The organism is Chryseobacterium sp. sg2396 (assembly GCF_042610505.1).
Classification (GTDB): Bacteria; Bacteroidota; Bacteroidia; order Flavobacteriales; family Weeksellaceae; genus Chryseobacterium.
Genome location: NZ_JBHGAQ010000003.1, coordinates 124,886 through 150,184 on the forward strand (window position 1 = coordinate 124,886; position 25,299 = coordinate 150,184).

General features: G+C 39.2%; 26 protein-coding genes. 15 read left to right on the forward strand and 11 right to left on the reverse strand.

Annotated features, from left to right (window positions below):
• Positions 1 to 36: 36 nt before the first annotated feature.
• The gene (locus ACED20_RS03970) at positions 37 to 417 is read left to right on the forward strand and encodes a RidA family protein (RefSeq protein ID WP_294200030.1); all 381 of its coding nucleotides are present in this window, start codon (positions 37 to 39) and stop codon (positions 415 to 417) included.
• A complete protein-coding gene (locus ACED20_RS03975; RefSeq protein ID WP_294200035.1) occupies positions 417 to 869 on the forward strand; it encodes a hypothetical protein in 453 nt (150 codons plus the stop codon). Before ACED20_RS03970 ends, ACED20_RS03975 begins: the two co-directional genes overlap by 1 nt.
• 84 nt (positions 870 to 953) lie before the next feature.
• On the opposite strand, the gene ACED20_RS03980 is transcribed toward ACED20_RS03975, so the two are convergent.
• A complete protein-coding gene (locus ACED20_RS03980) occupies positions 954 to 2,486 on the reverse strand; it encodes a trypsin-like peptidase domain-containing protein (RefSeq protein WP_294233552.1) in 1,533 nt (510 codons plus the stop codon).
• Between the two features lie 352 nt (positions 2,487 to 2,838).
• On the opposite strand from ACED20_RS03980, the gene ACED20_RS03985 reads away from it, so the two are divergent.
• Both ACED20_RS03985 and ACED20_RS03990 read left to right on the forward strand, forming a co-directional pair.
• Positions 2,839 to 4,206, forward strand: coding sequence for a rhodanese-related sulfurtransferase (locus ACED20_RS03985; protein ID WP_294263968.1), 1,368 nt, complete (start codon positions 2,839 to 2,841; stop codon positions 4,204 to 4,206).
• A 33-nt stretch (positions 4,207 to 4,239) separates the two neighbouring features.
• Positions 4,240 to 4,785 (forward strand): 5-formyltetrahydrofolate cyclo-ligase, encoded by a 546-nt coding sequence (locus ACED20_RS03990; protein ID WP_378103571.1) that lies wholly within the window; start codon positions 4,240 to 4,242, stop codon positions 4,783 to 4,785.
• Here ACED20_RS03990 and ACED20_RS03995 read toward each other — a convergent pair.
• Together ACED20_RS03995 and ACED20_RS04000 are read right to left on the reverse strand one after the other, a co-directional pair.
• The gene (locus ACED20_RS03995) at positions 4,734 to 5,315 is read right to left on the reverse strand and encodes a hypothetical protein (protein WP_294239873.1); all 582 of its coding nucleotides are present in this window, start codon (positions 5,313 to 5,315) and stop codon (positions 4,734 to 4,736) included. The two genes, ACED20_RS03990 and ACED20_RS03995, sit on opposite strands and share 52 nt — an antisense overlap.
• Entirely contained in the window at positions 5,299 to 6,477 is a 1,179-nt protein-coding gene (locus tag ACED20_RS04000; RefSeq protein ID WP_294239871.1) for a hypothetical protein, read from the reverse strand. The genes ACED20_RS03995 and ACED20_RS04000 overlap by 17 nt, the downstream gene beginning before the upstream one ends.
• A gap of 184 nt (positions 6,478 to 6,661) precedes the next feature.
• Between ACED20_RS04000 and ACED20_RS04005 the strand changes: the two genes are divergently transcribed.
• Positions 6,662 to 6,931 (forward strand): hypothetical protein, encoded by a 270-nt coding sequence (locus ACED20_RS04005; protein ID WP_294200048.1) that lies wholly within the window; start codon positions 6,662 to 6,664, stop codon positions 6,929 to 6,931.
• A 72-nt stretch (positions 6,932 to 7,003) separates the two neighbouring features.
• Here the strand turns inward: ACED20_RS04005 and ACED20_RS04010 are convergent, their stop codons facing one another.
• Together ACED20_RS04010 and rmuC are read right to left on the reverse strand one after the other, a co-directional pair.
• Complete coding sequence (locus ACED20_RS04010; protein WP_294239868.1) at positions 7,004 to 7,786, reverse strand: RNA methyltransferase; 783 nt, start codon at positions 7,784 to 7,786, stop codon at positions 7,004 to 7,006.
• A 65-nt stretch (positions 7,787 to 7,851) separates the two neighbouring features.
• Positions 7,852 to 9,357, reverse strand: coding sequence for a DNA recombination protein RmuC (gene rmuC, locus ACED20_RS04015; RefSeq protein WP_294239861.1), 1,506 nt, complete (start codon positions 9,355 to 9,357; stop codon positions 7,852 to 7,854).
• A gap of 184 nt (positions 9,358 to 9,541) precedes the next feature.
• Between rmuC and ACED20_RS04020 the strand changes: the two genes are divergently transcribed.
• On the forward strand, positions 9,542 to 10,201 hold the full coding sequence (locus ACED20_RS04020; protein WP_294239858.1) for an SGNH/GDSL hydrolase family protein: 660 nt from the start codon (positions 9,542 to 9,544) through the stop codon (positions 10,199 to 10,201).
• A 16-nt stretch (positions 10,202 to 10,217) separates the two neighbouring features.
• Here ACED20_RS04020 and ACED20_RS04025 read toward each other — a convergent pair whose 3' ends face one another.
• The 5 genes from ACED20_RS04025 to ACED20_RS04045 all read right to left on the reverse strand — a co-directional run bounded on the left by ACED20_RS04025 (position 10,218) and on the right by ACED20_RS04045 (position 13,439).
• Positions 10,218 to 10,973 (reverse strand): DUF5995 family protein, encoded by a 756-nt coding sequence (locus ACED20_RS04025; RefSeq protein WP_294220234.1) that lies wholly within the window; start codon positions 10,971 to 10,973, stop codon positions 10,218 to 10,220.
• Between the two features lie 102 nt (positions 10,974 to 11,075).
• On the reverse strand, positions 11,076 to 11,321 hold the full coding sequence (locus ACED20_RS04030; RefSeq protein ID WP_294239855.1) for a hypothetical protein: 246 nt from the start codon (positions 11,319 to 11,321) through the stop codon (positions 11,076 to 11,078).
• A gap of 230 nt (positions 11,322 to 11,551) precedes the next feature.
• Positions 11,552 to 11,686, reverse strand: coding sequence for a hypothetical protein (locus ACED20_RS04035; RefSeq protein ID WP_294293353.1), 135 nt, complete (start codon positions 11,684 to 11,686; stop codon positions 11,552 to 11,554).
• Positions 11,687 to 11,689: 3 nt separating this feature from the next.
• Positions 11,690 to 12,868, reverse strand: coding sequence for a nicotinate phosphoribosyltransferase (gene pncB / locus ACED20_RS04040; RefSeq protein WP_294200058.1), 1,179 nt, complete (start codon positions 12,866 to 12,868; stop codon positions 11,690 to 11,692).
• A 94-nt stretch (positions 12,869 to 12,962) separates the two neighbouring features.
• Positions 12,963 to 13,439 carry a Dps family protein gene (locus ACED20_RS04045; RefSeq protein WP_294200060.1) on the reverse strand — a complete coding sequence of 159 codons (477 nt, stop codon included), beginning with the start codon at positions 13,437 to 13,439 and terminating at the stop codon, positions 12,963 to 12,965.
• Between the two features lie 73 nt (positions 13,440 to 13,512).
• On the opposite strand from ACED20_RS04045, the gene ACED20_RS04050 reads away from it, so the two are divergent.
• The 9 genes from ACED20_RS04050 (at position 13,513) to ACED20_RS04090 (ending at position 22,526) form a co-directional block, all read left to right on the forward strand.
• On the forward strand, positions 13,513 to 15,141 hold the full coding sequence (locus ACED20_RS04050; protein ID WP_378103572.1) for a hypothetical protein: 1,629 nt from the start codon (positions 13,513 to 13,515) through the stop codon (positions 15,139 to 15,141).
• Positions 15,142 to 15,251: 110 nt separating this feature from the next.
• Entirely contained in the window at positions 15,252 to 15,665 is a 414-nt protein-coding gene (rpsL, locus tag ACED20_RS04055; RefSeq protein ID WP_027381287.1) for a 30S ribosomal protein S12, read from the forward strand.
• Between the two features lie 23 nt (positions 15,666 to 15,688).
• Complete coding sequence (gene rpsG / locus ACED20_RS04060; RefSeq protein WP_034677991.1) at positions 15,689 to 16,165, forward strand: 30S ribosomal protein S7; 477 nt, start codon at positions 15,689 to 15,691, stop codon at positions 16,163 to 16,165.
• Positions 16,166 to 16,171: 6 nt separating this feature from the next.
• The gene (gene fusA, locus ACED20_RS04065) at positions 16,172 to 18,289 is read left to right on the forward strand and encodes an elongation factor G (RefSeq protein WP_294200088.1); all 2,118 of its coding nucleotides are present in this window, start codon (positions 16,172 to 16,174) and stop codon (positions 18,287 to 18,289) included.
• 17 nt (positions 18,290 to 18,306) lie between these two features.
• Entirely contained in the window at positions 18,307 to 18,612 is a 306-nt protein-coding gene (gene rpsJ / locus ACED20_RS04070) for a 30S ribosomal protein S10 (RefSeq protein ID WP_002661363.1), read from the forward strand.
• Between the two features lie 95 nt (positions 18,613 to 18,707).
• Positions 18,708 to 20,099 carry a leucine-rich repeat domain-containing protein gene (locus ACED20_RS04075; RefSeq protein ID WP_294240354.1) on the forward strand — a complete coding sequence of 464 codons (1,392 nt, stop codon included), beginning with the start codon at positions 18,708 to 18,710 and terminating at the stop codon, positions 20,097 to 20,099.
• 93 nt (positions 20,100 to 20,192) lie between these two features.
• The gene (locus ACED20_RS04080) at positions 20,193 to 21,029 is read left to right on the forward strand and encodes a GLPGLI family protein (RefSeq protein WP_294200262.1); all 837 of its coding nucleotides are present in this window, start codon (positions 20,193 to 20,195) and stop codon (positions 21,027 to 21,029) included.
• Between the two features lie 90 nt (positions 21,030 to 21,119).
• Positions 21,120 to 21,944: a GLPGLI family protein gene (locus ACED20_RS04085; RefSeq protein WP_294200263.1), complete on the forward strand. Its 825-nt coding sequence runs from the start codon at positions 21,120 to 21,122 to the stop codon at positions 21,942 to 21,944.
• Positions 21,945 to 22,028: 84 nt separating this feature from the next.
• A complete protein-coding gene (locus ACED20_RS04090; protein ID WP_294200265.1) occupies positions 22,029 to 22,526 on the forward strand; it encodes a low affinity iron permease family protein in 498 nt (165 codons plus the stop codon).
• A gap of 15 nt (positions 22,527 to 22,541) precedes the next feature.
• On the opposite strand, the gene ACED20_RS04095 is transcribed toward ACED20_RS04090, so the two are convergent.
• The gene (locus tag ACED20_RS04095) at positions 22,542 to 25,244 is read right to left on the reverse strand and encodes a hypothetical protein (protein WP_378103577.1); all 2,703 of its coding nucleotides are present in this window, start codon (positions 25,242 to 25,244) and stop codon (positions 22,542 to 22,544) included.
• Between the last annotated feature and the right edge of the window lie 55 nt (positions 25,245 to 25,299).

A 25,299-nucleotide genomic window follows, 5' to 3' on the forward strand; every position in this document is an offset into this window, starting at 1 on the left:
ATATAAATTTTATATTTGCACCCAAAATAAATTCTAATGAAAAAAATAATCAACACGGAAAATGCGCCTGCAGCAATCGGACCTTATTCACAGGCTAATCTGGCCAACGGTGTTTTGTATATCTCAGGACAGATTCCTGTAGATCCGGCAACAGGTAAGCTGGTGGAGGGTATCGAAAAAGAAACGCACCAGGTGATGAAAAACCTTGAAGCGATTCTTACGGAAGCTGGAATGACGTTTAAAAATGTGGTAAAAGCAACCATCTTCCTTAAAAGTATGGATGATTTTGCGGTAATGAACGATATCTATGCTTCGTACCTGGATGCGGAAAGCTATCCTGCGCGAGAAACCGTACAGGTTTCCTGCCTGCCGAAAAATGTTGATATTGAAATTTCTATGATCGCACATCAGGATTAATGAATTTTATAAGAAATACAATTGCGGTTATCGTAGGTCTTGGCATTGCAGGACTCATCATCACCCTTGGCATAAGGGCGTTTCCGCAATGGGTAACTTTCGAAGCTTTTGCTCCCTTTGAGCATTGGCAAAAATTTCTTCAGAGCATGCAGAAAGACGGTGCTTTTTTCGGCTTCCTGCTGTTTATTTCAGGATTGGGAACAACGGTAGGAGGTGTGGCAACTGCTATTATCGTAAAGTATGCTAAAGTAGCCTATGCCATCCTTATCGGCTTCATCATGCTTTTCATAGCAATGCTTGACGTTATTGTTTTTCCATATCATCCCACTTTCTATAAAGTATCTATTTTTCTCACCTTTTTTCCCTTTTCGTGGATCGGAGGAAAAATTGTAGAGGTGATATACGAAAGAAAAAAGAAAAGAAGAATTGCCGAAAAAATGAACAGGTCATAATAAACAAAAAACTAAAAGCCGCTGCAAATCAGAATTTGCAGCGGCTTTTAGTTGATATGAAGTGAAGTTTAGTTCTCTTTTGATCTAGGGCATCTTAAAGCCTCTCTGGTAGCCTCTTCCGTAATCATCCATATATTTTACCTGTACAGTTCCGGAAAACTTGCCTAATATATTCTCCACATCTTTTTGTGAATTTACGGGCTTCCCGTTAATCTCGGTAATAATATAGCCATCTACGATTCCTGCTTTGGCCATTTCGCCGCCCTCTACTACATTTTTAGCTACGATTCCACTGTTTACTCCGTAATATGCCTTCGTTTTATCGTCAATGCCCTGGAAATCGGCTCCAATTTTTTCGGTTACACTCAGATCCGCTTTGGTTCTGGTAGAAGTGCCACCTTTCTGGTCTCTCAGAGTAACAGTTGTTGTTGACGGTTTACCGTTTCTCTGGTAGGTTACCGTAACCTTATCTCCGGGACGCTTACTTCCTATAGCAATCGAAAGATCGGCAAAATCTGTGATTGGAGTGGTATCGATCTGTGTGATGATGTCACCTGTTTTTAGCCCGGCATCTTCGGCACCGCTGCTTTCTCCGAATCCGGTTACCAGAACGCCTGAACCGGCTTTATAATTTGTATTCTTTTCTTTATTGTAGGCCGCTACGAGCTGATCATTGGATAAATCCAGGGAGGTTACTCCCAAGAACCCTCGCTGTACAATTCCGAATTTCTTAATATCTTCAACGATTTTTCTGGCCAGGTTGGCAGGAACGGCAAATCCATATCCCTGGTAATATCCTGTCGTGGATTGGATAGCAGAGTTAATACCGATCAGGTCTCCATTTGTATTTACCAAAGCACCTCCTGAATTCCCCGGATTAATGGCTGCATCCGTCTGAATAAAGCTCTCAATCGGATTGGCCGCTTTGCCTTGTGAACCCAAAATTCCGATTCCTCTTCCTTTTGCTGAAACAATTCCTGCGGTTACGGTAGAATTTAGTCCCAGCGGATTTCCAACCGCTAACACCCATTGTCCGACTTCAATATTATCGGAATTGGCAAAATTCAGATAAGGCAATCCTTTTTCTTCAATTTTCAGCAGGGAGATATCGGTATTCGGATCGGTTCCCACCAGCGTTGCGATATAAGATTTTTTATTGCTGAGGACAACTTCCAGTTTGTTGGCTCCCGCAACGACGTGATTATTGGAGATGATATATCCGTCTGGTGAAATTATAACTCCTGATCCCATTCCGGAAGGCATATTATCCGGTGCCTGCTGTTGCTGTTGCCGTTGTCTTTGCTGTCCTCTTCCGCCAAACGGATCCCCGAAAAAGAAATCGAAAAGATCCTGTTCCGATGCTCTGCTGTTTGATCTGGACTGGTAATTTTTGATGGTAACTACAGCCGGAACGGTTGTTTTGGCTGCTTTTACAAAATCGTCACCTACTGCAGAAGAGTTCATTCCTGCAAAAGATACATTGGAAGATTTTGTAAAATAAGACTGGTCTGCGCTGTTGGAATCATGATTCAGGTATTGCAGCCCCCCAACAGTGGTAGCTCCTGAAATAACACCTACTACGGCAAATGGCAATAGTTTTTTTAAAGTACTCTTCATTGTATATCTTTCTTTATTTGATTAATTAATTTACATTTTACTCTAAAACAAATTTAATGCTAAATAGGTATGCAATTGTTATATAATGTTTCAGTTTTAACTAAAATTTAACGGGAATAGCAATACTTTATGGATTATGTCGTAATTGTTAAAGCTGAGATTAACGAATATTAAAAATTACTTAAAGACAAAATGTCATAGTTAAGATACAATTGTCATACTAAAGGTTAAATCAGTTTACTTAAAACAGCTTAGTAAATCTAAGAATATATGCATTGCCTGTAAAAATGGAAAATCTGAAAAATTGTTTATCTTTGCAGTATTAATTTTTCTCACTTAAAACGTTTATAGCATGCAACTGTACAACACCTTAAGCGCAGAAGAAAGAGCTCGACTTATCGATGAGGCCGGAAAAGAGCGCCTTACCCTGTCTTTCTATGCGTATGCCAACATTGAAGATCCCAAAAAATTCCGCGACGATTTATTTATAGCCTGGAATGCCCTTGATGCATTAGGCCGTATTTATGTAGCACATGAGGGTATTAATGCCCAGATGAGCGTGCCGGCCGAGAATTTTGAAGCTTTTCGGGATACGCTGGAAGTCTATGATTTCATGAAAGGCATCCGCCTGAATGTTGCCGTAGAGCAGGATAACCATTCTTTTTTAAAGCTGACCATCAAAGTAAGGCATAAAATTGTAGCTGACGGCCTTAGCGACGAGACCTTTGATGTGACCAATAAAGGCGTGCATTTAAGAGCAAAAGAATTTAATCAGCTGTTAGAAGATCCGAATACGATTGTTGTGGATTTCAGGAATCATTATGAAAGTGAGGTCGGTCATTTTGAAGGAGCTATTACGCCTGATGTAGAAAACTTCAGGGAAAGTCTTCCGATCATCAACGAGCGGCTGCAGGATCATAAAGAAGATAAGAACCTGCTGATGTACTGTACCGGAGGTATTCGTTGTGAAAAAGCAAGTGCCTATTTCAAGCATCAGGGTTTTAAAAATGTCTTTCAGCTTGAAGGCGGAATTATTGAATATACCCGACAGATCAAGGAAGAAGGAATTGAAAGTAAATTCATCGGGAAAAACTTCGTTTTTGACCACCGCCTGGGAGAAAGAATTACAGACGATATTATCGCCCAGTGCCACCAGTGCGGGAAGCCATGTGACAATCATACGAACTGTGCCAATGATGCCTGTCATTTACTATTCATCCAGTGTGATGAATGTAAAGCAGCGATGGAAAACTGCTGTTCCACGGAATGTCTGGAAACCATTCATCTGCCGTGGGAAGAACAGGTGAAATTAAGAAAGGGCCTGCAGGTCGGAAACAAAGTTTTTAGAAAAGGAAAATCCGAAGCCCTGAAATTTAAGAAGTCCGGTGACCTTCCGGATAAGCCATTGGCCAAAGCGGAAATAAAAGATATCCGTCAGAAAATAAAGATTAAGAAAACTCTGATCGGAAAAGCGGAACATTATTTTACAAAGTCGAAAATTGCTCAGTTCCTGATTGAAAATAATGAACTTTCCGTAGGAGACAAAGTGCTGATTTCCGGTCCTACTACCGGACAGCAGGAAATTACCATTACGGCAATCCATGCCAACGGAGGACCGGTAGAAACTGCCATAAAAGGGGATCAAATTACTTTTGAGCTTCCTTTCAGGGTGCGTTTGTCTGACAAATTATATAAAATTTTATCTGCTGAAAATGCTTAACCTATGTTGAAAGCTCAACTCAGAAAAAAATATATGCAAAAAAGAAAGGCCTTATCGGATGATGAGGCTTTCTTCTTATCTAAAAAGATTTTTGAAAATTTTACTGAATACTTTAAACCGCTTCCGGGACAGAAAGTTCATCTGTTCATTCCGATTCAAAAATTCAGGGAGATCGATACGAAAATGTTTATTGATTATTTCCTAAGCCGTAGTATTAGGGTTTTTGTGCCTAAAATCGTAAGCACGCAGCTGGTCTCCATTGAAGTTTTTAACGATACAGTTTATGAGGTGAATGCCTGGGGGATTTCAGAGCCGGTTTCTAATAACGATACCGGAATTTCAGATTTTGATTTTGTCATTACGCCTTTGTTGTACTGTGACTCCAAAGGGAACAGGGTAGGCTATGGTAAAGGTTTTTATGACGGTTTTTTTGAAAGTGTTTCCGGGAGTACAAAAAAAATCGGAGTTAATTATTTTAACCCCGATGAAGATATCGATGACACCCGCGAAAATGATATTCCGCTGGACTATTTGGTTATCCCTGCTGAAGTACTGTCCTTTTCAGGTTTGTCCGAATAAAACTTTACAAAATAGAACTTAAATTCTTTATTTTTCTGATCAGGTTTTGAAACGAGAGTGTATTGCGCATTTCGTTCAAAATTCCCGATTTTCTTATTTTTCTCGCCGGTGTATTCTACATTAAATTTAGCAAAATGCAGGGTGTCTTTTTCTTTGATTTTCTGAAATACATTGATGTTGCTCACTTTTACTTTCTTTACATTCAGGCTTTCCAGTTCCTTAAACAGATCTTTGAAAGTAGTAGAATCCGATTTTTGGAAGTATTTTTCAATTTTAGAATAGATTGCCGTATCAATCTCGGTATTTTTCTGTCCTGAAAGATACAGGGTCGAAAGATCCAGCACATCCTGTACTTTCTGCATGGTAATCGCATTGATGGCCTGGGCACTGTCCATTTTTACCGTAATGTTATTGGTGTTCCTTAACTTTTCAAGATCGCTTTGTCCTGGATTATCATCTTTTTTAATGCAGGAAATCATGATTATTCCTATAAGTATCGCAGAAAATAAAATATTACTTATTGTTTTCATTGGTCGAGATTTTAAATTTGATCGATACAATCTTTCCTTTTGTATCTTTTTTCATTTCTATAACATTCAGGTTTTTAAGAGAAGTGGTAGGAGTCGTTACCAGGGTAATGTAATCTTCCTTATCCAGGGTTTCAAGACCATAGATATCATTATCGTAAACCTGGGTAATGACGGCATTGTTGCTAATGCGGTCTTCCAGCTGCTTTCTTTTCTGTCTGATAAGCTTAAGCTGTTCCTCGGGATTGCCTCCGTTTATATCTTTGGTGGAGAAATAGTAGAGGGCCATTTTATAATCATCCGGTTTCAGCTCTATAATTTCTTCTTCCGGAGCATTTTCAAGGTTTCTGCTTACTTCCTGATATTCATAGAAGGGAGAGCTGATCTGCATTTTAAGGATTTTGTCTTTCGTGGCATACCGGAAACATTCTCCAGGCTTTATCCTGTACAGGATCGGGGATTCATTATCTTTAATCACTTTGATCTCTATTTCCCGCTGGATGCTCATATTTCTGTCGGCATCCGTAAAGCAATAGACGTAGGTTTTCTGAAAAATGACGTCCTTAAAGCCGAGAAGTCCTGTAGCGATGATCAGAAAGGCCGTTACCAATACCCAGACATTCTTTCTCAAGAAGTTCTTCTTAGGTTTTTCAGGTTCGGAAATAGCTGTTTGAGAAATCTTCTCTTTTGGGTTAAGGGTTTGATTTTCAGTATCTGATTTTTGTAAATCGGTAATGTCTGTGCTTCTGATTTCCGTTTTTAGTGAAGGGATATCGTTTTTTGTAAGGTCAATAGATGCGGAAACAGTTTTCTCAAGTTCTTTAAGTTCAGCATCTTCAGGTTCTTCATTATCCTGTAGTAATTCACCGGCAAAAAGATGCTGTTTTTTAAATTCGTACCATGACTCGTAACCCGCATACATACTCAGTAAATTGAGCATATCAATTCTTGGTAGCTTGGTAACGGGTGAATTTTTAAAATAGGTATAAAAAGATTTTTCGCTGATGTTTCCTTTCGCCTTTTTTCTAAGGTCTTCCTGAAAATATATGATATCGATTCCCTTCCACTTCGAAATATCGTCATAGGAAGGGGTATGTTCTTTCAGATATTGAGCCTGGACCTCCTTTTTCAGCTGCTCAAAATGTAATAGATCTAGATCCGTCAATTTATTTTTAAATAATTAAATTATTGATTATCAGTTATGTTTAATTGTAAAACGATTTTACAAATGTATTACAATTATTTTTCATAAACAAATTTTCTATCCGCTATACCTTTGTCTTGTTCAAATAACAGAACAGAGAAAAGATTTTATAAAACAATATTAACAAAATTAAATTTAATTTATTATGAAAAAGTCATTATTCGTAGCTGCTATCGCTGCAATCTCTCTAGTAGCTTGTAAAAAAGGTGAAACTACTTCTACAGAAGCTTCTAAAGATTCAGTAGCTGCTACTGCTGATTCAGCTACTGCTGCTATCGATTCTACTGCTAACGCTACTGTAGATTCAGTAAAAGCTAACGCTTCTGCTGCTAAAGATTCAGTAAAAGCTGACGCTAAAGTTGCTAAAGAAGAAATCAAAGCTGAAGAGAAAAAAGCTGACGCTGCTAAAAAATAATTTTAGTGTAGCTAAAAATAAAAGAACCGTTCACTCAGTGAGCGGTTTTTTTATGCATTGATCTCAGATTGATTATCTTTTCCCTATTATCTTTTTTTTCTGTTTTAATGTTTCATAGCAGGTAATGGCTACGGCATTGCTCAGGTTTAACGAATCGATACTTCCGGCCATCGGGATCAGTGTATTTTTTCCTTTCCCGATCCAGAAATCGCTGAGTCCGGAATGTTCCGTACCAAACAGGATGGCTGATCTTTGTTTGAAATCCCGCAGATAAAGATCTTCCGCAGTTTCATCCATAATCGTCGTATAGATGTTGAACCGGTTGTACTGAAGAAATTCCAGGGTCTCGCTGTTTTCCGCCTGGAAAACCTCCATTCCGAAAAGGCAGCCGACACTTGACCGTATTACATTAGGATTGTAAAAATCAGTCTTTCCATCAGCCACAATCAAAGCATCGATGCCAAACGCTTCACAACTTCTCAGGATAGCCCCAAGATTTCCCGGTTTTTCAACGCCTTCCACAATAATCACGGTAGAATCTACTTTCGGTTTGAAGGATGACAAATCGGATTCCCTTGTTTTATAGATTCCGATGATCCCTTCCGAGCCTCCTCGGTAAGCAATTTTTTCGTATACCTTATCGCTTATCAAATGGATTTTCCCTTCCGGAAGTTTTTGCTGGAAAATATTTTCACAGATGAAAAATTCCACAGGCTCGAAGCCATATCGCTGTGCCCTTTCATTTTCCTGCTGTCCTTCTACCACGAAAACACCGGATTTTTTCCGGAACCGGTTATCGGTAAGAAGTTTGGTAATGTATTTTACTTTTTCGTTCTGAAAACTTTCTATGACCATTGCGCAAAATTAGTTAAAATTTACAGTTAAATAAAAAACCTCAGCTGTGATCTGAGGTTGGTATTTTAATCTTCCGAAGTTTCCAAGGAAATCTGCGAATTTTCTACCAGGCTCGGTGGCAGATCCTTTTTATTTTTAATTCCCAGGGATTTTAGTTTCTGGGTCTGAATAATCAGATTATCGTTTCCTGTAGAAAGCTGTTTGTAGGCATCATTGTAAACATTTTTGGCCTGATCGAGATTTTTACCTACTTTTTCCAGGTTTTCAACGAAGCCTACGAATTTATCATAGAGTTTGGCGCCTCTTTCCGCAATTTCCATGGAATTCCTGTTCTGGTATTCTCTTTTCCAGAGATCGGCAATCAGTTTAAGAGAAGTGATGAGATTGCTCGGATTCAGCAGCAAGATCCTCCTTTCGTAGGCAAAGTTCCAGAGATTCTGGTCTGCCTGCATGGCTGCAATATAAGCCGGCTCACTTGGGATGAACATCATAACGAAATCCAGGGATTTCCCATAATCATCGTAAGCTTTCTGGCTGAGCTGGGTAATGTGGTTTTTAATGGAAGATAAATGCTGGTTGAGTCGCATCAGGTAAATATCCTGGTCCGTTTCGTCTACCAGATCCGTAAAAGCAGTAAGTGAAACCTTGGAATCGATGATGACATTTCTTTCATCCGGATATTTTATCACAGCATCGGGGCGCATTTTTTTGCCTGAAAATTCCGAGAAAAGAGCTTTGTTGTCTTCATCCCGGAGTTCGTGTTCCAGGAAGTACTCTCTTCCTTTAACGAGCCCGGATTTTTCCAGAATGCTTTCCAGGATCATTTCGCCCCAGTTTCCCTGGGTTTTGCTTTCGCCTTTCAGGGCGCGGGTCAGCTTTTTGGCATCTTCGGAAATCTGCTGGTTGAGTTCGGCGAGTTCCTTTACTTTTTCTGCCAGGGAAAAGCGTTCCTTGTTTTCTTTTTCGTAGGCTTCGTTGACGCGGTTTTTCAATTCCACGATTCGCTCCTGGAACGGTTCGAGGATATTTTTTAAATTATTTTGATTTAGTGTTGTGAATTTTTCCGTCTTTTCTTCCAGGATTTTATTGGCCAGGTTCTCAAACTGCAGTTTGGAATCCTCCTGAATTTTAGCAATTTCCTCTTTTTGGGTTTGCAAAGATTTCTGTAAGTTTTCATTAACCGCTGAAAGCTCGGCATTTTTGGCAAATAGTGACTGCTTTTCCGTTAAAAGGTTTTCCGTCTGTATATTCTGCCTGGCAATAAGTTCTTTTTGTTCTGAAAATTGTTTTTGAAGAGAAGCGTGTTCTGCTGAAATCCTGGCAAATTCGTTCTTCAGATCATTAAACAGGTCAGCCTGCTGAAGTGTATGCTCCTTTTCTTTTTCAATATCGCGGATCAGCTCCCGGATTTTAAGACCGGCATTTTCAAGATCCGAATTGTTTTTAATATATAAATTGTTTAGCTCGTCGTAAGAATTTCTTGATATGGTTGATGATTTTAAGGCAAAATAGATAATCACTGCTCCAATCATTCCTCCGGCAATACATCCGATTATTAAATAGGTTATCATTTCTCAAAATTACAAAAAGGTAAGTTTATTTGTTTTACGGGAACCCGTAATTTTTATGTTGGGGGAACATTTTTATTTTGAGCCTTTTAAAATTCAGTTCTCAGCATGAAAGTTTTAAAACAGATGCTTGTAAAATCAATTTGTTTTCCGTTACTTCATGTGTTCAAATTGTAACATTTAATCTATGAAATTCTTAAGCATGGCTGCGATTCTCTTTTCAGCAGCGTTATCAGGACAGGATTTTGCCAATTACGCAAAATATGAAAAGCAGAATCAGGAAGTTATAGCCGGTAAGATTGCACCCAACTCCGTTTTTATGGGCGATTCCATTACGGAGGGCTGGTTTTCAAAAGATCCTTCTTTTTTCAAAAAGAACAACTTTGTCGGCAGGGGAATCAGCGGGCAGGTGACTTCGCAGATGCTTTTAAGATTCCGGGAGGATGTTATTAAACTGAACCCTAAACGGGTGATCATCCTTGGAGGAACCAATGACATTGCGGAAAACCAGGGGCCGATTTCTTTAGACAAGGTTTTTGGGAATATTGTTTCTATGGCTGAACTTGCGAAGGCCAATAATATTAAAGTTGTTCTATGTTCTGTTCTTCCGGCTTATGATTTCGGCTGGAGAAAAGACATGCATCCTGCAGATAAAGTAATTGCCCTCAACAAAATGATTGAAGCATACGCGAAAAAACATAACATCCCTTATGTGGATTACCATTCCCAAATGAAGGATTCACGAAACGGGCTTGATAAAATTTATACTGAAGATGAAATCCACCCCACTGAAAAAGGCTATGAAAAAATGGAAGGAATCCTGATGAAAAAGCTTGGCAAGATATAAGGAGAACATCTTTTAATTAAATGTTTTTTGTTGAAGCCAGAATTTCTATATTTTTACTGACATCAATGCTCTCGCATTTCTTTAATTCTTTTAATAATGCGGGAGTAAGGATGTTCGGGTTTATAATCTGTGAAGCGACTTTAGCGGCAGCATAGTCTACAATTCCTATTACGGATTCTTTCAGAAGGTTGGGCGTGTTGGATGTCATCACGGCAGTTGCCCATGAGGTTTCCCGTGCTTTGGAAATAGCGAAATCAAGTACGGTATTATCTTTTCCATTGGAGATTTTGTCGATCAGTTCTACCGGATAGCAGATCTTATTCAGGGAATCCTGGACTTTTTGGTTGATGGAAGCAATGACGTTATTGATGTTCTCAAAGTCTTTTCTGAGAGGAGCAATTTTGCGGTAGGGCATGATGGAGGCGGCAGAAATTCCCAAGTCCAGATTGATGTGGGCATTCATCCCCAGAAAAATATGCTGAAGAATCAACAGGTTTTTATTTTTGGCTGCTTCAAAAGCAATGTACCAGGAATTGGTGCATCTCTTTCCTTTTGAATAAGAGTCCCATGCCTCAAGGTAGCGGGTGGCAAAAGCAATATCCAGCAAAGTCATCCTCGGGTTATCTTCAAACTTTTTCTGCTGGATTCCTTTCAGTACCTGTGCCGTCATAATCCGGTACGTGCACGCAAAATACCCGATTGGGTTTTGGTTTTCTTTAGCCCAGGCAATGATTTCGTCTAATTTTTTAAGAACTTCTTCGATGGTTTTCATGATGGTTTTGTTTGGATAAATATAAGAAAAAAGCTTGTGTGAATATTTAGATGAATTAAAGATAAAAAAAGTGAGCCTCGAGACTCACTTCATTTTTTTTGATTAAGGTTGTGTTGCAGTGGGAACCCCAATTTCCGGTGACGGGCAGATTCCCGTATTCATCATGCATGTTCCTCCCATGCAGGTGTAATTTATCATTGACGAAGTTCCGTCAGGGCACATGATTAAAGCTTCTCCATAATGGGCGCATTCTCTGTTGGAATAGCATTCCAAGGCAGGATGCAGTGTTCCTCCAAAGATATTCTTAAGATCTTCTCTCGAAAGTTTAATGGTGTTCAGATTTTTCATAGGAATACATTTTTATGATTTGGTATTTTGTTTTTAACGGTCTTATAATGTGTTTTTAAACATCCATCTAAGATAATAAAATAATCATAAAATGTTTTTCTGAATGAAATGCGTTTTAACTTCAAATACAGAATCTTCTTTTTTGCATCCGGTTAAGGCTAATAGCAGTGCTAAAATAGAAATGCTTTTCATTCAGATTTATTTTAAAGACGGTGATGCTGAAAACAAAGTTATTTGCCACTGGTACTGTTTACGCCTGAAGTTCCCGGACTTCCCGGTTTTCCCGGCGTGCCGTCTTTGCCTCTTACGGTTACACACGATATCATCAGGCTGCAGACGATAAGTAAACACCCTATTTTCTTCATGATTTATTCTTTGATTCTTAAAAATTCTTTTGCTAACTCAATCATCTTCGGATCACCGGTATATTTTCCGTGTTCGTCGGAAAGTTTTACAGTAGGGATTAATTCCTTATTCGGAGCCTGAACACCAATTAATTTCATCACGATATTCATAGGCTTTAAGCCGACGTCATTGGTGAGGTTTGTTCCGATACCGAAAGATATCCCGATTTTTCCCCTGCAATAATTGGTAATTTCTTCCACTTTTTCAAGATTCAGCCCATCGGAAAAAATGATGTATTTAAATAAAGGATTGATGCCGTGTTTCTGATAATGGGCAATGGTTTTATCAGCAAATTCAAGAGGGTCACCGCTGTCGTGACGGACACCGTCGAAGAGTTTGGCAAATTTTTTATCGAACTGCTGGAAGAAAACATCGGTTGTATAGGTGTCGGAAAGGGCAACGCCAAGATCACCGCGGTAGACGTCTACCCAATGTTCGAGTGCCAGTTCATTGGCCATTTTGAATCCGTATTCCGCTGCGTGAAACATGAACCATTCGTGAGCGTGGGTACCGATCGGCTTTACGCCGTACTTCATGGCAAAATGCACGTTTGATGTTCCGATAAAAGTAGATTCTTTTTTCTGCGTAAGGGCTTCCATCACCAGGTTCTGAACTTTGTGGGAGTGTCTTCTCCGGGTGCCGAACTCTGCGAAAGTTACTCCGAGTTTTGCAAGAGCATCTGCTTTTTCAAGGGTTTTGCTCATCACCACTTCGTTGGAATCTCTTTCCATGTGGTTCATTTCATAATGCAGTTCACTGATGAGGGCCAGCAGGGGAACTTCCCAAAGGATGGTTCTATACCAAAGCCCTTCTACCGTTACGGAAAGATCGCTGCCTTCCTGGTGGATCTTTACTTCAGACGGATCGTAGTGGTACCCTTCCAGGAAGTCCAGATAAGGAAGATCAATATACGGACAGGTTCTGGCCATAAATTTCTTTTCCTCTTTTGTGAGTTTTAATTCTGCCATTTTATTTACTGCTTCCCGTAAAGCCACATCAAAACCTTCCGGAAACTGGTGTTTCCCTCTGTTGATGAATTCGTATTTCACAATAGAACCGGGGAATAGTTTTACCACTGCATTCTGCATGGTTATTTTATAGAAGTCGTTATCCAGAATGGAGTTTAAACGTACGTTGTGCATAATTGTGTAATTTATACGCAAATATAATCATTAAAAATAAAATCACCTAAATGTAAGGTGATTTTTTTGATTTTTCCTGATAAAATTTTATAGATTACTTTCCAAGATAAGAGTTATACATCCAGACTTCTTTTTCCTGTTCGGTGATATAGTCGCTCATCTGAGAGTTGGTCCCTTCGTCTCCGGCTTCGTCGGTAATATCCAGCAGCTCTCGCTGGAGATCAATCACGACTTTAAAAGAATTCAGAATGTTTTCAACACTTTTCGTACCGTCGCTTACTTCCTGGCTTTCCTTAATAGTGGCTACCTTTAAGTAATCTGTATAATTGTGTGCCGGTGTAGCGCCCAGGGTAAGAATTCTTTCGGCAATTTCGTCGATTTTCAGGACCAGACTGTTGTAAAGTTCCTCGAATTTCGGATGAAGGGTAAAGAACTGGTCTCCTTTAATATTCCAGTGAGAACCTCTTGTGTTTTGGTAGAACACCGAATAATTTGCTAAGAGAACATTTAACTTTTCTGCGATTTTTTTACAATCTTCTTCCTGAAGACCGATAATGTTGGCGTTTTTCATATGATAAGCAGTTTATTATTTTTTAAAAGCAAAATTAAGTAAATATTGTGCCGAAAACATGGTTGGCTGATTGATGATACTTATCTTTGAGATTTTTAGAATGAATGTAAACATGGCATCTTCTCAGATTATCAGTTTAAAAAGTCTCTGGATTTCACTTTCCATATTTTTTGCGGTCTGCATTATATATTATATGTTGTCGATCCCGAAGACTGACGGACATTATATATATCCTATCGATGATGCTTACATCCATCTGGCAATGGCGAAAAATTTTGCATTGTATGAGATGTGGGGTGTTACGCGGTATAAGTTTTCCTCAACCTCTTCTTCTCCTCTGTTTACTCTTCTTTTGAGCTTCCTGATTAAAATCTTTGGAAATAACAATCAGATTCCTTTGTATTTGAATGTCGCTTTCGGAGCGGGGACGGTTTATGTTCTGAATTTATATTTCAGCAGTATTTTTTACAAAGTTAAAAGTATTGTGTTATCGGTACTTTTTACCTTATTCATTTCTGTTCTGCACGTGCAGGTCTTATCGGGGATGGAGCATGTTTTTCATGTTTTTTTATTTGCTTTAAATATTTTCTGTCTTACGCGCCTGGAAAATAAAAAGGCTGTTTTCGGGTTTTATTTTTCTTTGGCGCTGATGGGATTGGTTCGTTTTGAAAGCATGTTTTATTTCGCTGTGCTGGCCAGTGCTTTTATAATCCTCAAAAAATGGGAGCGGTCTTTTTATATTTTGCTGGCAGGTTTTATTCCCATTGCCGTTTTCTGTTGCATCAATTATCAGCAGGACGGATATTTCTTTCCTAATTCGGTGGTGGTGAAAGGAACTAAGCTTGCATTTGACAGCCGTTTTCCGCATCAGCTGAAACATATTTTTCTGGATAATTTTTTGCTGAATGTCAGCTTTTACAAAATCGGTTTTTTTCCGATACTGATTTGCACGATCCTGATCTATCGGGATTTTAAAAAGAAGAAGTTTAACGACGCGGTTCAGGACAATTTCATCCTGATGGTTATTTCCCTGGTTATGGTCTGTCATGCCATGTTTGCGGATCTGAAAGGGTTGTTCCGCTATGAAGCATATCTGCTGACGGGGTTTTCTATGGCTGTTATTCCTAAAGTTAATGGTTTCATTGAGGATTCCCGGTGCTATTTTAAAAAAGAAAAAGCGATTTCATTTCTTATTATAATAAATGTTGTTCTGTTGTTTTACAAATGTTTCAGTGCGCATTTTATGCTGTCTGAAGGCGGAAAGAATATTTATGAACAGCAAATCCAGTCGGCAAAATTTCTGCGAACATATTATAATGAATCAAAGGTGGTTGCAAACGACATTGGGGCGATCACTTACTTTACGGATATACATCTTCTGGATACGGCAGGGCTGGCATCCCTGGAAACCATCCCTTTCAACGAAAACAAGAGAAAGCCTGACCTTGCATTTGAGCATTTTCTTACAGGGTATGCCCTTAATAACAGATATGATATTGCTGTTATTTATGATGCGTGGTTAACGGTCTATATTCCCAAGAACTGGAAAAAAGCGGCTGTCCTGAAAATAAAGAATCCGGTTACGGTAGCAGAGGATGAGGTATCCGTCTATGCTGTTGATCCTGCTGGCGAAACTGAACTTAAGCAGAATGTCAGAAAATTCAGGTGGAACAAAAACGTTCATGTTACCATCGTAGATTAAACCGTAAGTAGCTGTTAATTAAAATTTAAATAAAAATATTATTTCTGTGCAACTGCTTGTTAATTAAAAAAATATTACTATTTTTGCACCCTAAAATAAAAAGCAATTAAATGCCTACTATTCAACAATTAGTAAGAAAAGGAAGAGCCACGCTTGCCAAGAAGAGCAAATCGGCTGCCCTAGATTCTTGTCCACAAAGACGTGGTGTATGTACGAGAGTATATACTACCACACCGAAGAAACCGAACTCTGCACTAAGAAAAGTTGCAAGGGTAAGACTTTCTAACGGTAAAGAAGTGAATGCCTATATCCCGGGCGAAGGACACAATCTTCAGGAGCACTCGATAGTATTGGTTAGAGGCGGAAGGGTGAAAGACCTACCGGGAGTACGTTACCACATCGTAAGAGGTGCATTAGACACTGCAGGTGTAAATGGAAGAACACAGAGAAGATCGAAGTACGGAGCTAAGAGACCTAAACCAGGTCAGGCACCGGCTGCACCAGCTAAAGGAAAGAAAAAATAATCATTAAATAAGGTACAGAAGCAATGAGAAAGACAAAAGCGAAAAAAAGACCGTTGTTACCAGATCCGAAATTTAATGATCAGTTGGTAACAAGATTCGTAAATAATTTAATGCTTGACGGTAAGAAGTCAATCGCATTCAAAATTTTCTATGATGCATTGGATATCGTAGAAACTAAAAAAGGAGAAACTGAAAAAACGGCCCTTGAAATATGGAAAGACGCATTAACAAACGTTATGCCTCACGTAGAAGTACGTTCCAGAAGAGTAGGTGGTGCTAACTTCCAGATCCCAATGCCAATCAGAGCAGATAGAAAAATTTCTATGGCGATGAAATGGTTAATTAGCTACTCTAAAAAGAGAAATGATAAGTCTATGGCTTTGAAATTAGCTAATGAGGTTGTTGCCGCTTCAAGAGAAGAAGGTGCAGCTTTCAAAAAGAAATCTGATACTCACAAAATGGCGGAAGCAAACAAAGCTTTCTCACACTTCAAATTCTAATCTGAAATGGGAAGAGATCTTAAATTTACAAGAAATATTGGTATTGCTGCTCACATTGATGCAGGTAAAACTACCACTACAGAAAGGATTTTATTCTACACAGGTGTAAACCACAAAATTGGAGAGGTTCACGATGGTGCTTCTACAATGGACTGGATGGAACAGGAAGCGGAAAGAGGTATTACCATTACTTCTGCTGCAACTACTTGTAACTGGAATTTCCCAACAGATCAGGGTAAGAAATTACCTGAAACAATGCCTTACCACTTCAACATTATCGATACACCGGGACACGTTGACTTCACCGTAGAAGTAAACAGATCTTTGAGAGTATTGGATGGTCTGGTATTCTTATTCTCTGCCGTAGACGGTGTAGAGCCTCAGTCTGAAACAAACTGGAGACTTGCCGACAACTACAAAGTGGCAAGAATGGGATTCGTAAACAAAATGGACAGACAGGGTGCTGACTTCTTGAACGTTGTAAAACAAGTAAAAGAAATGTTAGGATCCAACGCCGTTCCAATCGTTTTACCAATCGGTGCTGAAGAGGACTTCAAAGGGGTTGTAGACTTAATTAAAAACAGAGCGATCATCTGGGATGAAGCAGGACAGGGTGCTACATATGAAGTAGTTCCGATTCCTGAAGACATGAAAGATGAGGTGCTGGAATACAGAGAGAAATTAGTAGAAGCTGTTGCTGATTACGATGAAACTTTGATGGAGAAATTCTTCGAAGATCCGGATTCAATTTCTGAAGAGGAAATTAACGAAGCACTTAGAAAAGCGACTATCGATCTTTCTATTATCCCAATGACTTGTGGATCTTCTTTCAAAAACAAAGGGGTACAGTTCATGCTTGATGCTGTTTGTAAATATCTTCCTTCTCCACTGGATAAGGATAATATTAAAGGAACAGATCCAAGAACTGACGCTGATATCGAAAGAAAACCATCTGTTCAAGAGCCTTTCGCTGCATTAGCTTTCAAAATTGCTACTGACCCGTTCGTAGGTAGATTAGCATTCTTCAGAGCGTATTCAGGAAGACTGGACGCTGGTTCTTATGTATTGAACACAAGATCTGGTAACAAAGAAAGAATCTCAAGAATCTATCAGATGCACGCGAACAAGCAAAATCCGGTTGAGTATATCGAGGCTGGAGATATCGGTGCTGCTGTAGGATTTAAAGATATTAAAACAGGAGATACCTTATCTGATGAAAAGAACCCTATCGTTCTTGAATCAATGATCTTCCCGGATCCGGTAATCGGTATTGCTGTTGAGCCTAAAACGAAAGCTGACCAGGATAAAATGGGTAACGCTTTGGCTAAATTGGCTGAAGAAGATCCTACGTTCCAGGTTAAAACGGACGAGGCTTCAGGACAAACTATTATCTCCGGTATGGGTGAGCTTCACTTGGATATCATCGTAGACCGTATGAGAAGAGAGTTTAAAGTGGAAGTTAACCAAGGGCAGCCGCAGGTAGAGTACAAAGAAGCTCTTACACAGAAAGCTAACCACAGAGAGGTTTACAAGAAGCAGTCCGGAGGTAGAGGTAAATTCGCCGACATCGTATTCGAAATCGGTCCTGCAGACGAAGGGAAAACAGGTCTTGAATTCATCAACGAAATCAAAGGGGGTAACATTCCTAGAGAATTTATTCCTGCCGTTGAAAAAGGATTCAAAGAATCAATGAAGAACGGTCCATTGGCCGGTTTCGAAGTTGAGGCCATGAAGATTGTCCTTAAAGACGGATCTTTCCACGCGGTTGACTCCGATCAGCTTTCTTTCGAATTAGCTGCTAAAATGGGATTCAAAGATGCAGGTAGAGCTGCGAAAGCAGTTATCATGGAGCCGATCATGAAGCTTGAGGTAGTAACTCCTGAAGAATATATGGGAGATATCGTAGGTGACCTTAACAGAAGAAGAGGTACGGTAAACGGTATGGACGACAGAAACAACGCTAAAGTTATCAAAGCTTTCGTTCCGCTTTCTGAAATGTTCGGTTATGTAACTTCTCTTAGAACTTTATCTTCAGGTAGAGCAACATCTTCTATGGAATTCGAAAAATACGAAGCTGCTCCTAGTAACGTTGCTGAAGAAGTAATCGCTAAGGCTAAAGGTTAATATTAAATTAGATTAAAATGTCACAAAGAATCAGAATAAAACTTAAATCTTACGATTACAACCTGGTAGATAAATCTGCAGAGAAAATCGTAAAAACGGTAAAGGCTACCGGTGCTGTGGTAAACGGACCGATCCCATTGCCTACCAATAAGAGAATCTTCACTGTATTGAGATCTCCGCACGTAAACAAGAAAGCAAGAGAGCAGTTCCAGTTGTCAGCTCACAAGAGACTGATGGATATCTACTCTTCTTCTTCTAAAACTGTAGATGCCCTAATGAAATTAGAGCTTCCTTCAGGAGTAGACGTTGAAATCAAAGTGTGATAATCGCATACTTTGTATGATTATAAAAAATCCGTTCCTGCAAAGGAGCGGATTTTTGTTTTTTAATCAATTTAAAGCACTCGTTAAAAGCAAATATGAATAGAAAAGTTGAGAAAACTGCAGAGTTGCATAAGGTATCGAAAGACTGCTATAATTATGAAGAAGATTATCATAAAGAAATAATCTCGCTTTATATTTATAACCCAGATTATAATGAATTGCAGGATTCCGACAGAGAAAATCTTCTCCGCTTTGCCTCTTCATTTGAATATCTTGAAACACTTGATGTTTCATTATGTGATTACAGGCTTTCTGATTTGTCTTTTCTTAAAAAGCTTAAATATCTTAAGAGACTTACATTGGACTGCGATTCACAGTTTGAGAATCTTCAGGGCTTTTTACATCTTACCGAATTAGAGTCTCTGTATGTAGAATCTTCACAAATCAAATCGGTTGAAGGAATTGAAAATCTGAAAAAGCTTCAGTATCTTGCTGTGACATCCGGTCAACTGAAGGATATCAATTCCGTTCGAAAACTTTCCGGAACTTTGAAATCAATCGATTTCAACAGTAACCGGATTGAAGATATTTCATGGATCAGTTCTTTGAGGCACTTGGAATATATTACATTTTCCCAGAATAATATTTCCGAAATCCCTGACCTTTCCAATCTCTTGAATTTAAAAGAGATGAATCTGTACAACAATAAGATCGGCAGCATCACTAATCTCAAGGGCATTCCACAATTGCTATCCATCAATTTATCCGATAATCTTATTAAGGATATCGGGAACATGCGGAATTTCAAGGCACTTGAAAATATATATGTCAGAAACAACATGATCGGAGACATTTCAGCTCTTTCAAAACTTGTAAATCTTATAAACCTTGATATTTCGCATAACCAGATTAAGTTTTTATCTCCGCTGAAACAACTCTCCAAACTTAATTATCTAAGCTGCAATCATAATCCGATTGAGGACCTAAATACATTTGCTTTCAAGTCTCAGTTAAAGTTTTTATATGCAAATCAATGCGGTATCACCCGTCTTGATTTTCTGCAAAACCAGGATGATGTCAGGATGATGGAATTGGACAATAACTGTATTGACCATTTTCCACATGTTACAAAATTAGAAAAACTTGTCAGGCTTTCACTCCGTAATAATAGGATCGAAAAATCTTTTCCGATTGAAAATTTTCCTTTACTCCAAGAAGCAGATCTTTCAGGGAACCCATTTGGCGGCAAAAAATTCTTGGCCGATTCATTGGAACCTGGAAGAAGTTTTCTTCACGAACTGTCAAATAAAGGAGAATTCTCTGAAGGTTCGCTTTCAGGAGTCAGAGAGACTTGTCAGAATACCCGTCAAGAAATAGACGCAGACGCAGTTTTACTACTCATTTTTGTGTTATTGCTATTTGTCATATTGATTATAGGAATTGTTGTATTCGTGGGATTGCTTATCGAATATTTCCGTCTTTACTAATCCGGATTATTGGTAACCTCATTTCTTATTTTATAAAGTAAACAGAAAATTTCAGAGTCTTATTTTATCTGTATATTCGTAAAAATTATTATCATGAAAAGACTTTTGCTTTTGTTTGTCATGATCAGTATCTCACTAAATGCGCAAACGCACCGCTTTATTTATGACTTGGTCTACCGGCCGGATTCTACATCGGCAGACGTGCGAAAAACCAATTATTATTTAGATATCAATCCTGAAGAAACCTTTTATTACGAACGGTCTTTTTTTGTGAGTGATTCAATCGAAAAAGCTACGGGCATGAGAATCTTTGATGGGAAGCTCAGTGATCTTTTAAGTAAGAACTTGAAGACCGGGCAATGGACACTATTCACCTTTCAGGGTTTTGATCTTTACCATCTGAAAGATCATCCCAAAATTACCTGGAAAATAGAAAAAGAAACCAAAGTTTCCGCTTCACTACAGCTGCAAAAAGCAACTGCCAGATTTGGAGGAAGGAGCTGGACGGCCTGGTTTTCGAAGGAATTTCCTTTTCCGGAAGGTCCTTACAAATTCCACGGATTGCCCGGCATGATCGTGGAAATTTATGATGATAAAGAGAATTATCACTTTACCCTAAACAAATCACAGAATTTTGCTGATACCCAACTTAACAGTATGTATAAGAACGCAAAAGGACGGGGTGTTGAAATTCCTTATTCCAAATATCGGTCGATGCTTTTAAATCATTACCGGGATCCGCTGAAATTTATAAACAGCGGGCAGACTGAAATTAGTGAAGAAAACAAACTGGGGCTTGATGACGGCCGGATTATTTATAAGCCTGAAGAACTCAGGGAATATGGCATTGAAGAACAGCAAAGAATCAAAAAGTACAATAATCCCATTGAGCTGGATAAGGCAGTGCGCTATCCTGAAATAAAAAAGTAATTACGGTTTTTCATATATAGAAAAGTATCAAAATCAGTATTATGTATTGCAAGGTTCTGTTTAATATGTATCTTTGTAAAAAATGATACTATGAAAAAGATCCTGTTGCTGATGATTCTGTTCAGCTTATGCATGGCCGCACAGACCCACCGTTTTATTTATGAATACCATTTCAGGATGGATTCCGCTTCTGTAGAGAAGAGAAAAGTAAGCATGGTGCTCGATGTGAATCCGGAAGAGGTAAAGTTTTACAATTACGATTTTGTTGTTACAGATTCTATTAATAAAACAAGAGGAGAAAACAATGTGATCTGGGACGATACACCCGCACTGATCCGCAAAAGAAATTCTACGGTAAATTCCAATTACATCATGATCCAGAATATGTTTATTGTCGACACCGACGATAAGATAACCTGGAACCTGACCGATGAAACAAAAACCATCGGCGGATACAATGTACAGAAAGCTACTGCCCGATACGGAAGCAGAAACTGGACGGCATGGTTTACGAAAGATATTACGTTAAGCGAAGGGCCTTACAAATTCAGGGGGCTGCCTGGGATGGTCTTCGAAATTTATGATGATAAAGACAACTTTAAATTTTCCCTTGTGAAAAGCTATAAATTGCCTAAGACCTATGAGACCTTAAGCATCCTTGAAAATCTTGGTGGCCAGAAACCCGTAAAAATCAACGAAGCCAGAGTGCGGAAAATGATGCTCGACAATTACAACGATCCCCTCCGCGAATTCAAAGAACATTATAAAAACAACACCAATCCGGATGCCCATTTTATGGTGATGGGAATTGAAGTCAAAAGACCGGAGCAGCTGAAGGAATTGTCGGATATGATGCAGAAAAACATTAAGAAAAACAACAATCCGATTGAGCTGGATAAAGCCATTAAATACTGACCACAGCACCAATTGACTTAAACCTGAAAACTCTGCCGTTTCGGCGGAGTTTTTGATATCCCTACCTTATTTAAAATTAAAGAAATGGCTAAATCAGATAAAAGTATTTTCGAAAAATTTTCAGATTGGGCATCCAAATTTACAGGAAGTTCTTACGCATTTATAGGAGCCACTCTCATTGTTATTATCTGGGCTGCCTCAGGGCCTGTTTTTAAATACTCGGAAGACTGGCAGCTGGTTATCAATACCGGAACCACCATCATCACTTTCCTGATGGTTTTCCTGATCCAAAAGGCACAGAACAAAGATTCCAAGGCGATACAGATTAAACTGAACGAACTCATCGCGGCCAATGAAAAAGCCAGCAACAGAATTGTAGATATTGAAGACCTGACCGAGAAAGAGCTGGACCAGCTGCATTGCTATTATGAAAAGCTGGCGGATTTCGCGGAAGAAGATGAAGATATCCATGCTTCCCATTCCATCGACGCCGCACAGCAGAATCAGGATCATAAGGATGAAATGTTCAGGAAGCGCCATGAAAAATGGCTTCAGGAACAGGAACAAAAAAAGGAATCGTAACGATTCCTTTTTTGTTTACCTCATAAAATACCCAAAATAAGAACAGCTCCCCATCAGTTCCTTAGCGGTTTCCGTATTGGCATACTGGTTTTTCAACAGGGCGAAATACGTTCTGTATTTCTGATTTTTAATCTGGTCCAGCTGCTTCTGGTAAGCATCGCTCTTTTCGCTGTATTGAGGATCCGAATAATCAATCTTGGAAGGATTTTTGGCTTCATACTGATAATATTTGCCTTGTTCGGCACTTGCCATCTGGAAAAGAGTCCTTGCTTTCTGTTCCCTGTCAGCAAAAAGATCAAAGGCTTTTTTGTAATAGCTGATGGCGAGATCAAAATTATCCGGCTCGATATAGCTTTGGTCCGTAAAGTTTTTATAATAATACTGGTACGGATTTTTCCGGTCCGTACTCCAGAAATCATATTTTCCGCCATTCGTATTATCGATGTCCATCACGAAAAGCTGACGGTAATAGCCTAAGATTGAGGTATTGTACAGAAGGTTCCCTATCAGCTGGTTGGCTGCGGCAGCTTTTGCATCTTTTCCGGAACCTATTCTTTTAAGCTGAAGCAAAGCATCCGCCAGCTGCAGTTTGTTCATTGTTGGCTTAATAAAAGGAAATGGGGTGTAATCTTCCTTTTTCATGCTTTCTTCAGCAGTGCTCTGGAAGCTTTCCCATACATTATACCCGAAGACAAGGTCGGAGATATTATTAAATCCGTTATAGGCTGCCGCGGGGTATTGGGTTGGCATTAGCTTTTTAGCATCGTAATTCCAGTCTGTTCTTGGGATGCCTTTGAATCCCTGGGCTTTTGCGTAATAGGCTTTTGCTTTTTCAAAATCCGCCTGTCTCATGGCGCGGTCTCCGTAGATTACCGCAAAAAAAGCATCGATATTTCCGACATCATCAATGTTTTTAGCAATGATCTGTTCTTCAAATTTTGTTTTATCAGGCTTCTTGTAAAAATCCTCGACGCTTTTCACCAGGCTTGAGTTCGGGTTATATTGAAGGTCTGAAAGCTTATTGTTCATCAGGAAAGATTTTCCGTCTTCACCCTGTAGAAAATAGCGGTTGGCCAGGACATCCTTCAGGAAATCTTTAGTTGACGGTACGGTTCCATAATAATCATCTGCGGTATCCGTACTGTCTTTTTTAACTTCCGGCTTGTCGACAAAATATTCTGCATAATCATTCATTAAATGATCTTCATAGGCCGCATCGATCTTTGGTTGGGAAACAATGTCGTTCAGGATTTTCATTCTTTTGATCTGCTCCTGATATTCCGGATTGGTCGTGGTTATCTCATTTAAGATCTCCGTACTCGCTTTGTAGTCTTTCTTTAAAAATTTAAGGTATGCATCAGCAATCTGCCAGTATTCATCCTTGGATTCTTCTTTGACCTTATAGGTAAATTTCTCCAGATCATCCAGAAAGTCCTTTGTTTTATCGTCGTACCAATAAGTATTTTTGCTGAATACCGGAATCCGGTTCGGATTGTCCAGTAGCTCGTCATCACTCTGATCCGCCTTGCTTTCCGTTGAAGTTTTATCTTTTTTACTGCTGAAAAGATTTTTGAAAAACCGTACAATTTTCTGCCAAAAAGAAAGTTCTTCTTTTTTAGGCTCTGCAGCTGTATTTTTCCCCTGATCTGAGTTTTTGTCAGCCGTTGCATTCTGGGCAGAAGTATTTCCGTCTTCATTATGGTAATAGTAAATCGGAAGGTAGCTTCGTTCCAGCTCGTTGATGCTTCTAACAGCCATTACTTTCAGGATCTCGGAATCGGGATCGATCTCAAACATTTTTTCCATGGTTGGGATCGGATTGTTGAAATCTTCGTAGCCTAACAGGAAATAAGCCATATTTTTCTCCTGACTGGTGCCTGCTCTTTTCATGATATTGTTAAAAGAAGCGGTATCCGAAAGTTTCATTGATACAAAAGCAGATTCTTTACGGCTCTTGCTGTTCATAAACACCTGGAAAAAATTCCAGTTGGCATCGCTTTTAAGATCCAGTCCGCGCTGTGCACCTGCCAGCTGATCCAACGCCATAAAGTAGATGGCTCCTCTCAGCCTGATCGGTTCCACATACTTTCGGAAGACCTGCACTGCGGCATCGTAATTTCTTGTATAGTGGTTGAATCTTACCAGCTGGTACCCATACCGCTGTTTGATTTCCGGATTTTTTGCGGCATTGTAAAGGGAGGTCAGAGCAGCGATGGTTTTCCTGTAATCCAGGTTGGTGGCATTCTGGCTACTTTCATTCTCACGATAATAAAAAGAATCAGGTGTTTCAACATAGTTTATCTTCATATAGGGCTCAAGATATTTGGCCTCGATCAGATAGTCAACGGCTTCACGGTATTTCGGGTAAAATCCGGCACCAAGCTTTATCAGCAACGTATTGGAGGGAGTTCCTTTTTTCAGGGCATTCAGATCGTTTATGCTCATTTTATTCACCAGATAATCCGTTTCCGCATAATTCAACTGGTTATTGAAAAACTTTTTCCAGGCATAGGTATTATCATCCGGAATCTGAGACGGTTTAAAATCGGAATAGAACCTTGTCGAGTAGCTGTGAAGAAACGGCAGATAGGATTTATCCCGGATAATGCTCTGGGTAAAAAGATTGAAATATTCGTAATCAGGATCCGACCATGCGCAGGCACTGGATTCAGTATAGAAAAGCGAAAGAACCGCAAGGGTAAGCAAAGACTTTTTCATTTTATGATGGTGTTTTTAGTTTGTAATTTTAATAGGTTTTATTTGAAGAATCAGC

Coding starts and splice junctions, on each gene's coding strand:
- ACED20_RS03970 (WP_294200030.1), top strand. CDS start 37: ATGAAAAAAATAATCAACACGGAAAATGCGCCTGCAGCAATCGGACCT.
- ACED20_RS03975 (WP_294200035.1), top strand. CDS start 417: ATGAATTTTATAAGAAATACAATTGCGGTTATCGTAGGTCTTGGCATT.
- ACED20_RS03980 (WP_294233552.1), bottom strand. CDS start 2,486: ATGAAGAGTACTTTAAAAAAACTATTGCCATTTGCCGTAGTAGGTGTT.
- ACED20_RS03985 (WP_294263968.1), top strand. CDS start 2,839: ATGCAACTGTACAACACCTTAAGCGCAGAAGAAAGAGCTCGACTTATC.
- ACED20_RS03990 (WP_378103571.1), top strand. CDS start 4,240: ATGCAAAAAAGAAAGGCCTTATCGGATGATGAGGCTTTCTTCTTATCT.
- ACED20_RS03995 (WP_294239873.1), bottom strand. CDS start 5,315: ATGAAAACAATAAGTAATATTTTATTTTCTGCGATACTTATAGGAATA.
- ACED20_RS04005 (WP_294200048.1), top strand. CDS start 6,662: ATGAAAAAGTCATTATTCGTAGCTGCTATCGCTGCAATCTCTCTAGTA.
- ACED20_RS04010 (WP_294239868.1), bottom strand. CDS start 7,786: ATGGTCATAGAAAGTTTTCAGAACGAAAAAGTAAAATACATTACCAAA.
- rmuC (WP_294239861.1), bottom strand. CDS start 9,357: ATGATAACCTATTTAATAATCGGATGTATTGCCGGAGGAATGATTGGA.
- ACED20_RS04020 (WP_294239858.1), top strand. CDS start 9,542: ATGAAATTCTTAAGCATGGCTGCGATTCTCTTTTCAGCAGCGTTATCA.
- ACED20_RS04025 (WP_294220234.1), bottom strand. CDS start 10,973: ATGAAAACCATCGAAGAAGTTCTTAAAAAATTAGACGAAATCATTGCC.
- ACED20_RS04030 (WP_294239855.1), bottom strand. CDS start 11,321: ATGAAAAATCTGAACACCATTAAACTTTCGAGAGAAGATCTTAAGAAT.
- ACED20_RS04035 (WP_294293353.1), bottom strand. CDS start 11,686: ATGAAGAAAATAGGGTGTTTACTTATCGTCTGCAGCCTGATGATATCG.
- pncB (WP_294200058.1), bottom strand. CDS start 12,868: ATGCACAACGTACGTTTAAACTCCATTCTGGATAACGACTTCTATAAA.
- ACED20_RS04045 (WP_294200060.1), bottom strand. CDS start 13,439: ATGAAAAACGCCAACATTATCGGTCTTCAGGAAGAAGATTGTAAAAAA.
- ACED20_RS04050 (WP_378103572.1), top strand. CDS start 13,513: ATGATACTTATCTTTGAGATTTTTAGAATGAATGTAAACATGGCATCT.
- rpsL (WP_027381287.1), top strand. CDS start 15,252: ATGCCTACTATTCAACAATTAGTAAGAAAAGGAAGAGCCACGCTTGCC.
- rpsG (WP_034677991.1), top strand. CDS start 15,689: ATGAGAAAGACAAAAGCGAAAAAAAGACCGTTGTTACCAGATCCGAAA.
- fusA (WP_294200088.1), top strand. CDS start 16,172: ATGGGAAGAGATCTTAAATTTACAAGAAATATTGGTATTGCTGCTCAC.
- rpsJ (WP_002661363.1), top strand. CDS start 18,307: ATGTCACAAAGAATCAGAATAAAACTTAAATCTTACGATTACAACCTG.
- ACED20_RS04075 (WP_294240354.1), top strand. CDS start 18,708: ATGAATAGAAAAGTTGAGAAAACTGCAGAGTTGCATAAGGTATCGAAA.
- ACED20_RS04080 (WP_294200262.1), top strand. CDS start 20,193: ATGAAAAGACTTTTGCTTTTGTTTGTCATGATCAGTATCTCACTAAAT.
- ACED20_RS04085 (WP_294200263.1), top strand. CDS start 21,120: ATGAAAAAGATCCTGTTGCTGATGATTCTGTTCAGCTTATGCATGGCC.
- ACED20_RS04090 (WP_294200265.1), top strand. CDS start 22,029: ATGGCTAAATCAGATAAAAGTATTTTCGAAAAATTTTCAGATTGGGCA.
- ACED20_RS04095 (WP_378103577.1), bottom strand. CDS start 25,244: ATGAAAAAGTCTTTGCTTACCCTTGCGGTTCTTTCGCTTTTCTATACT.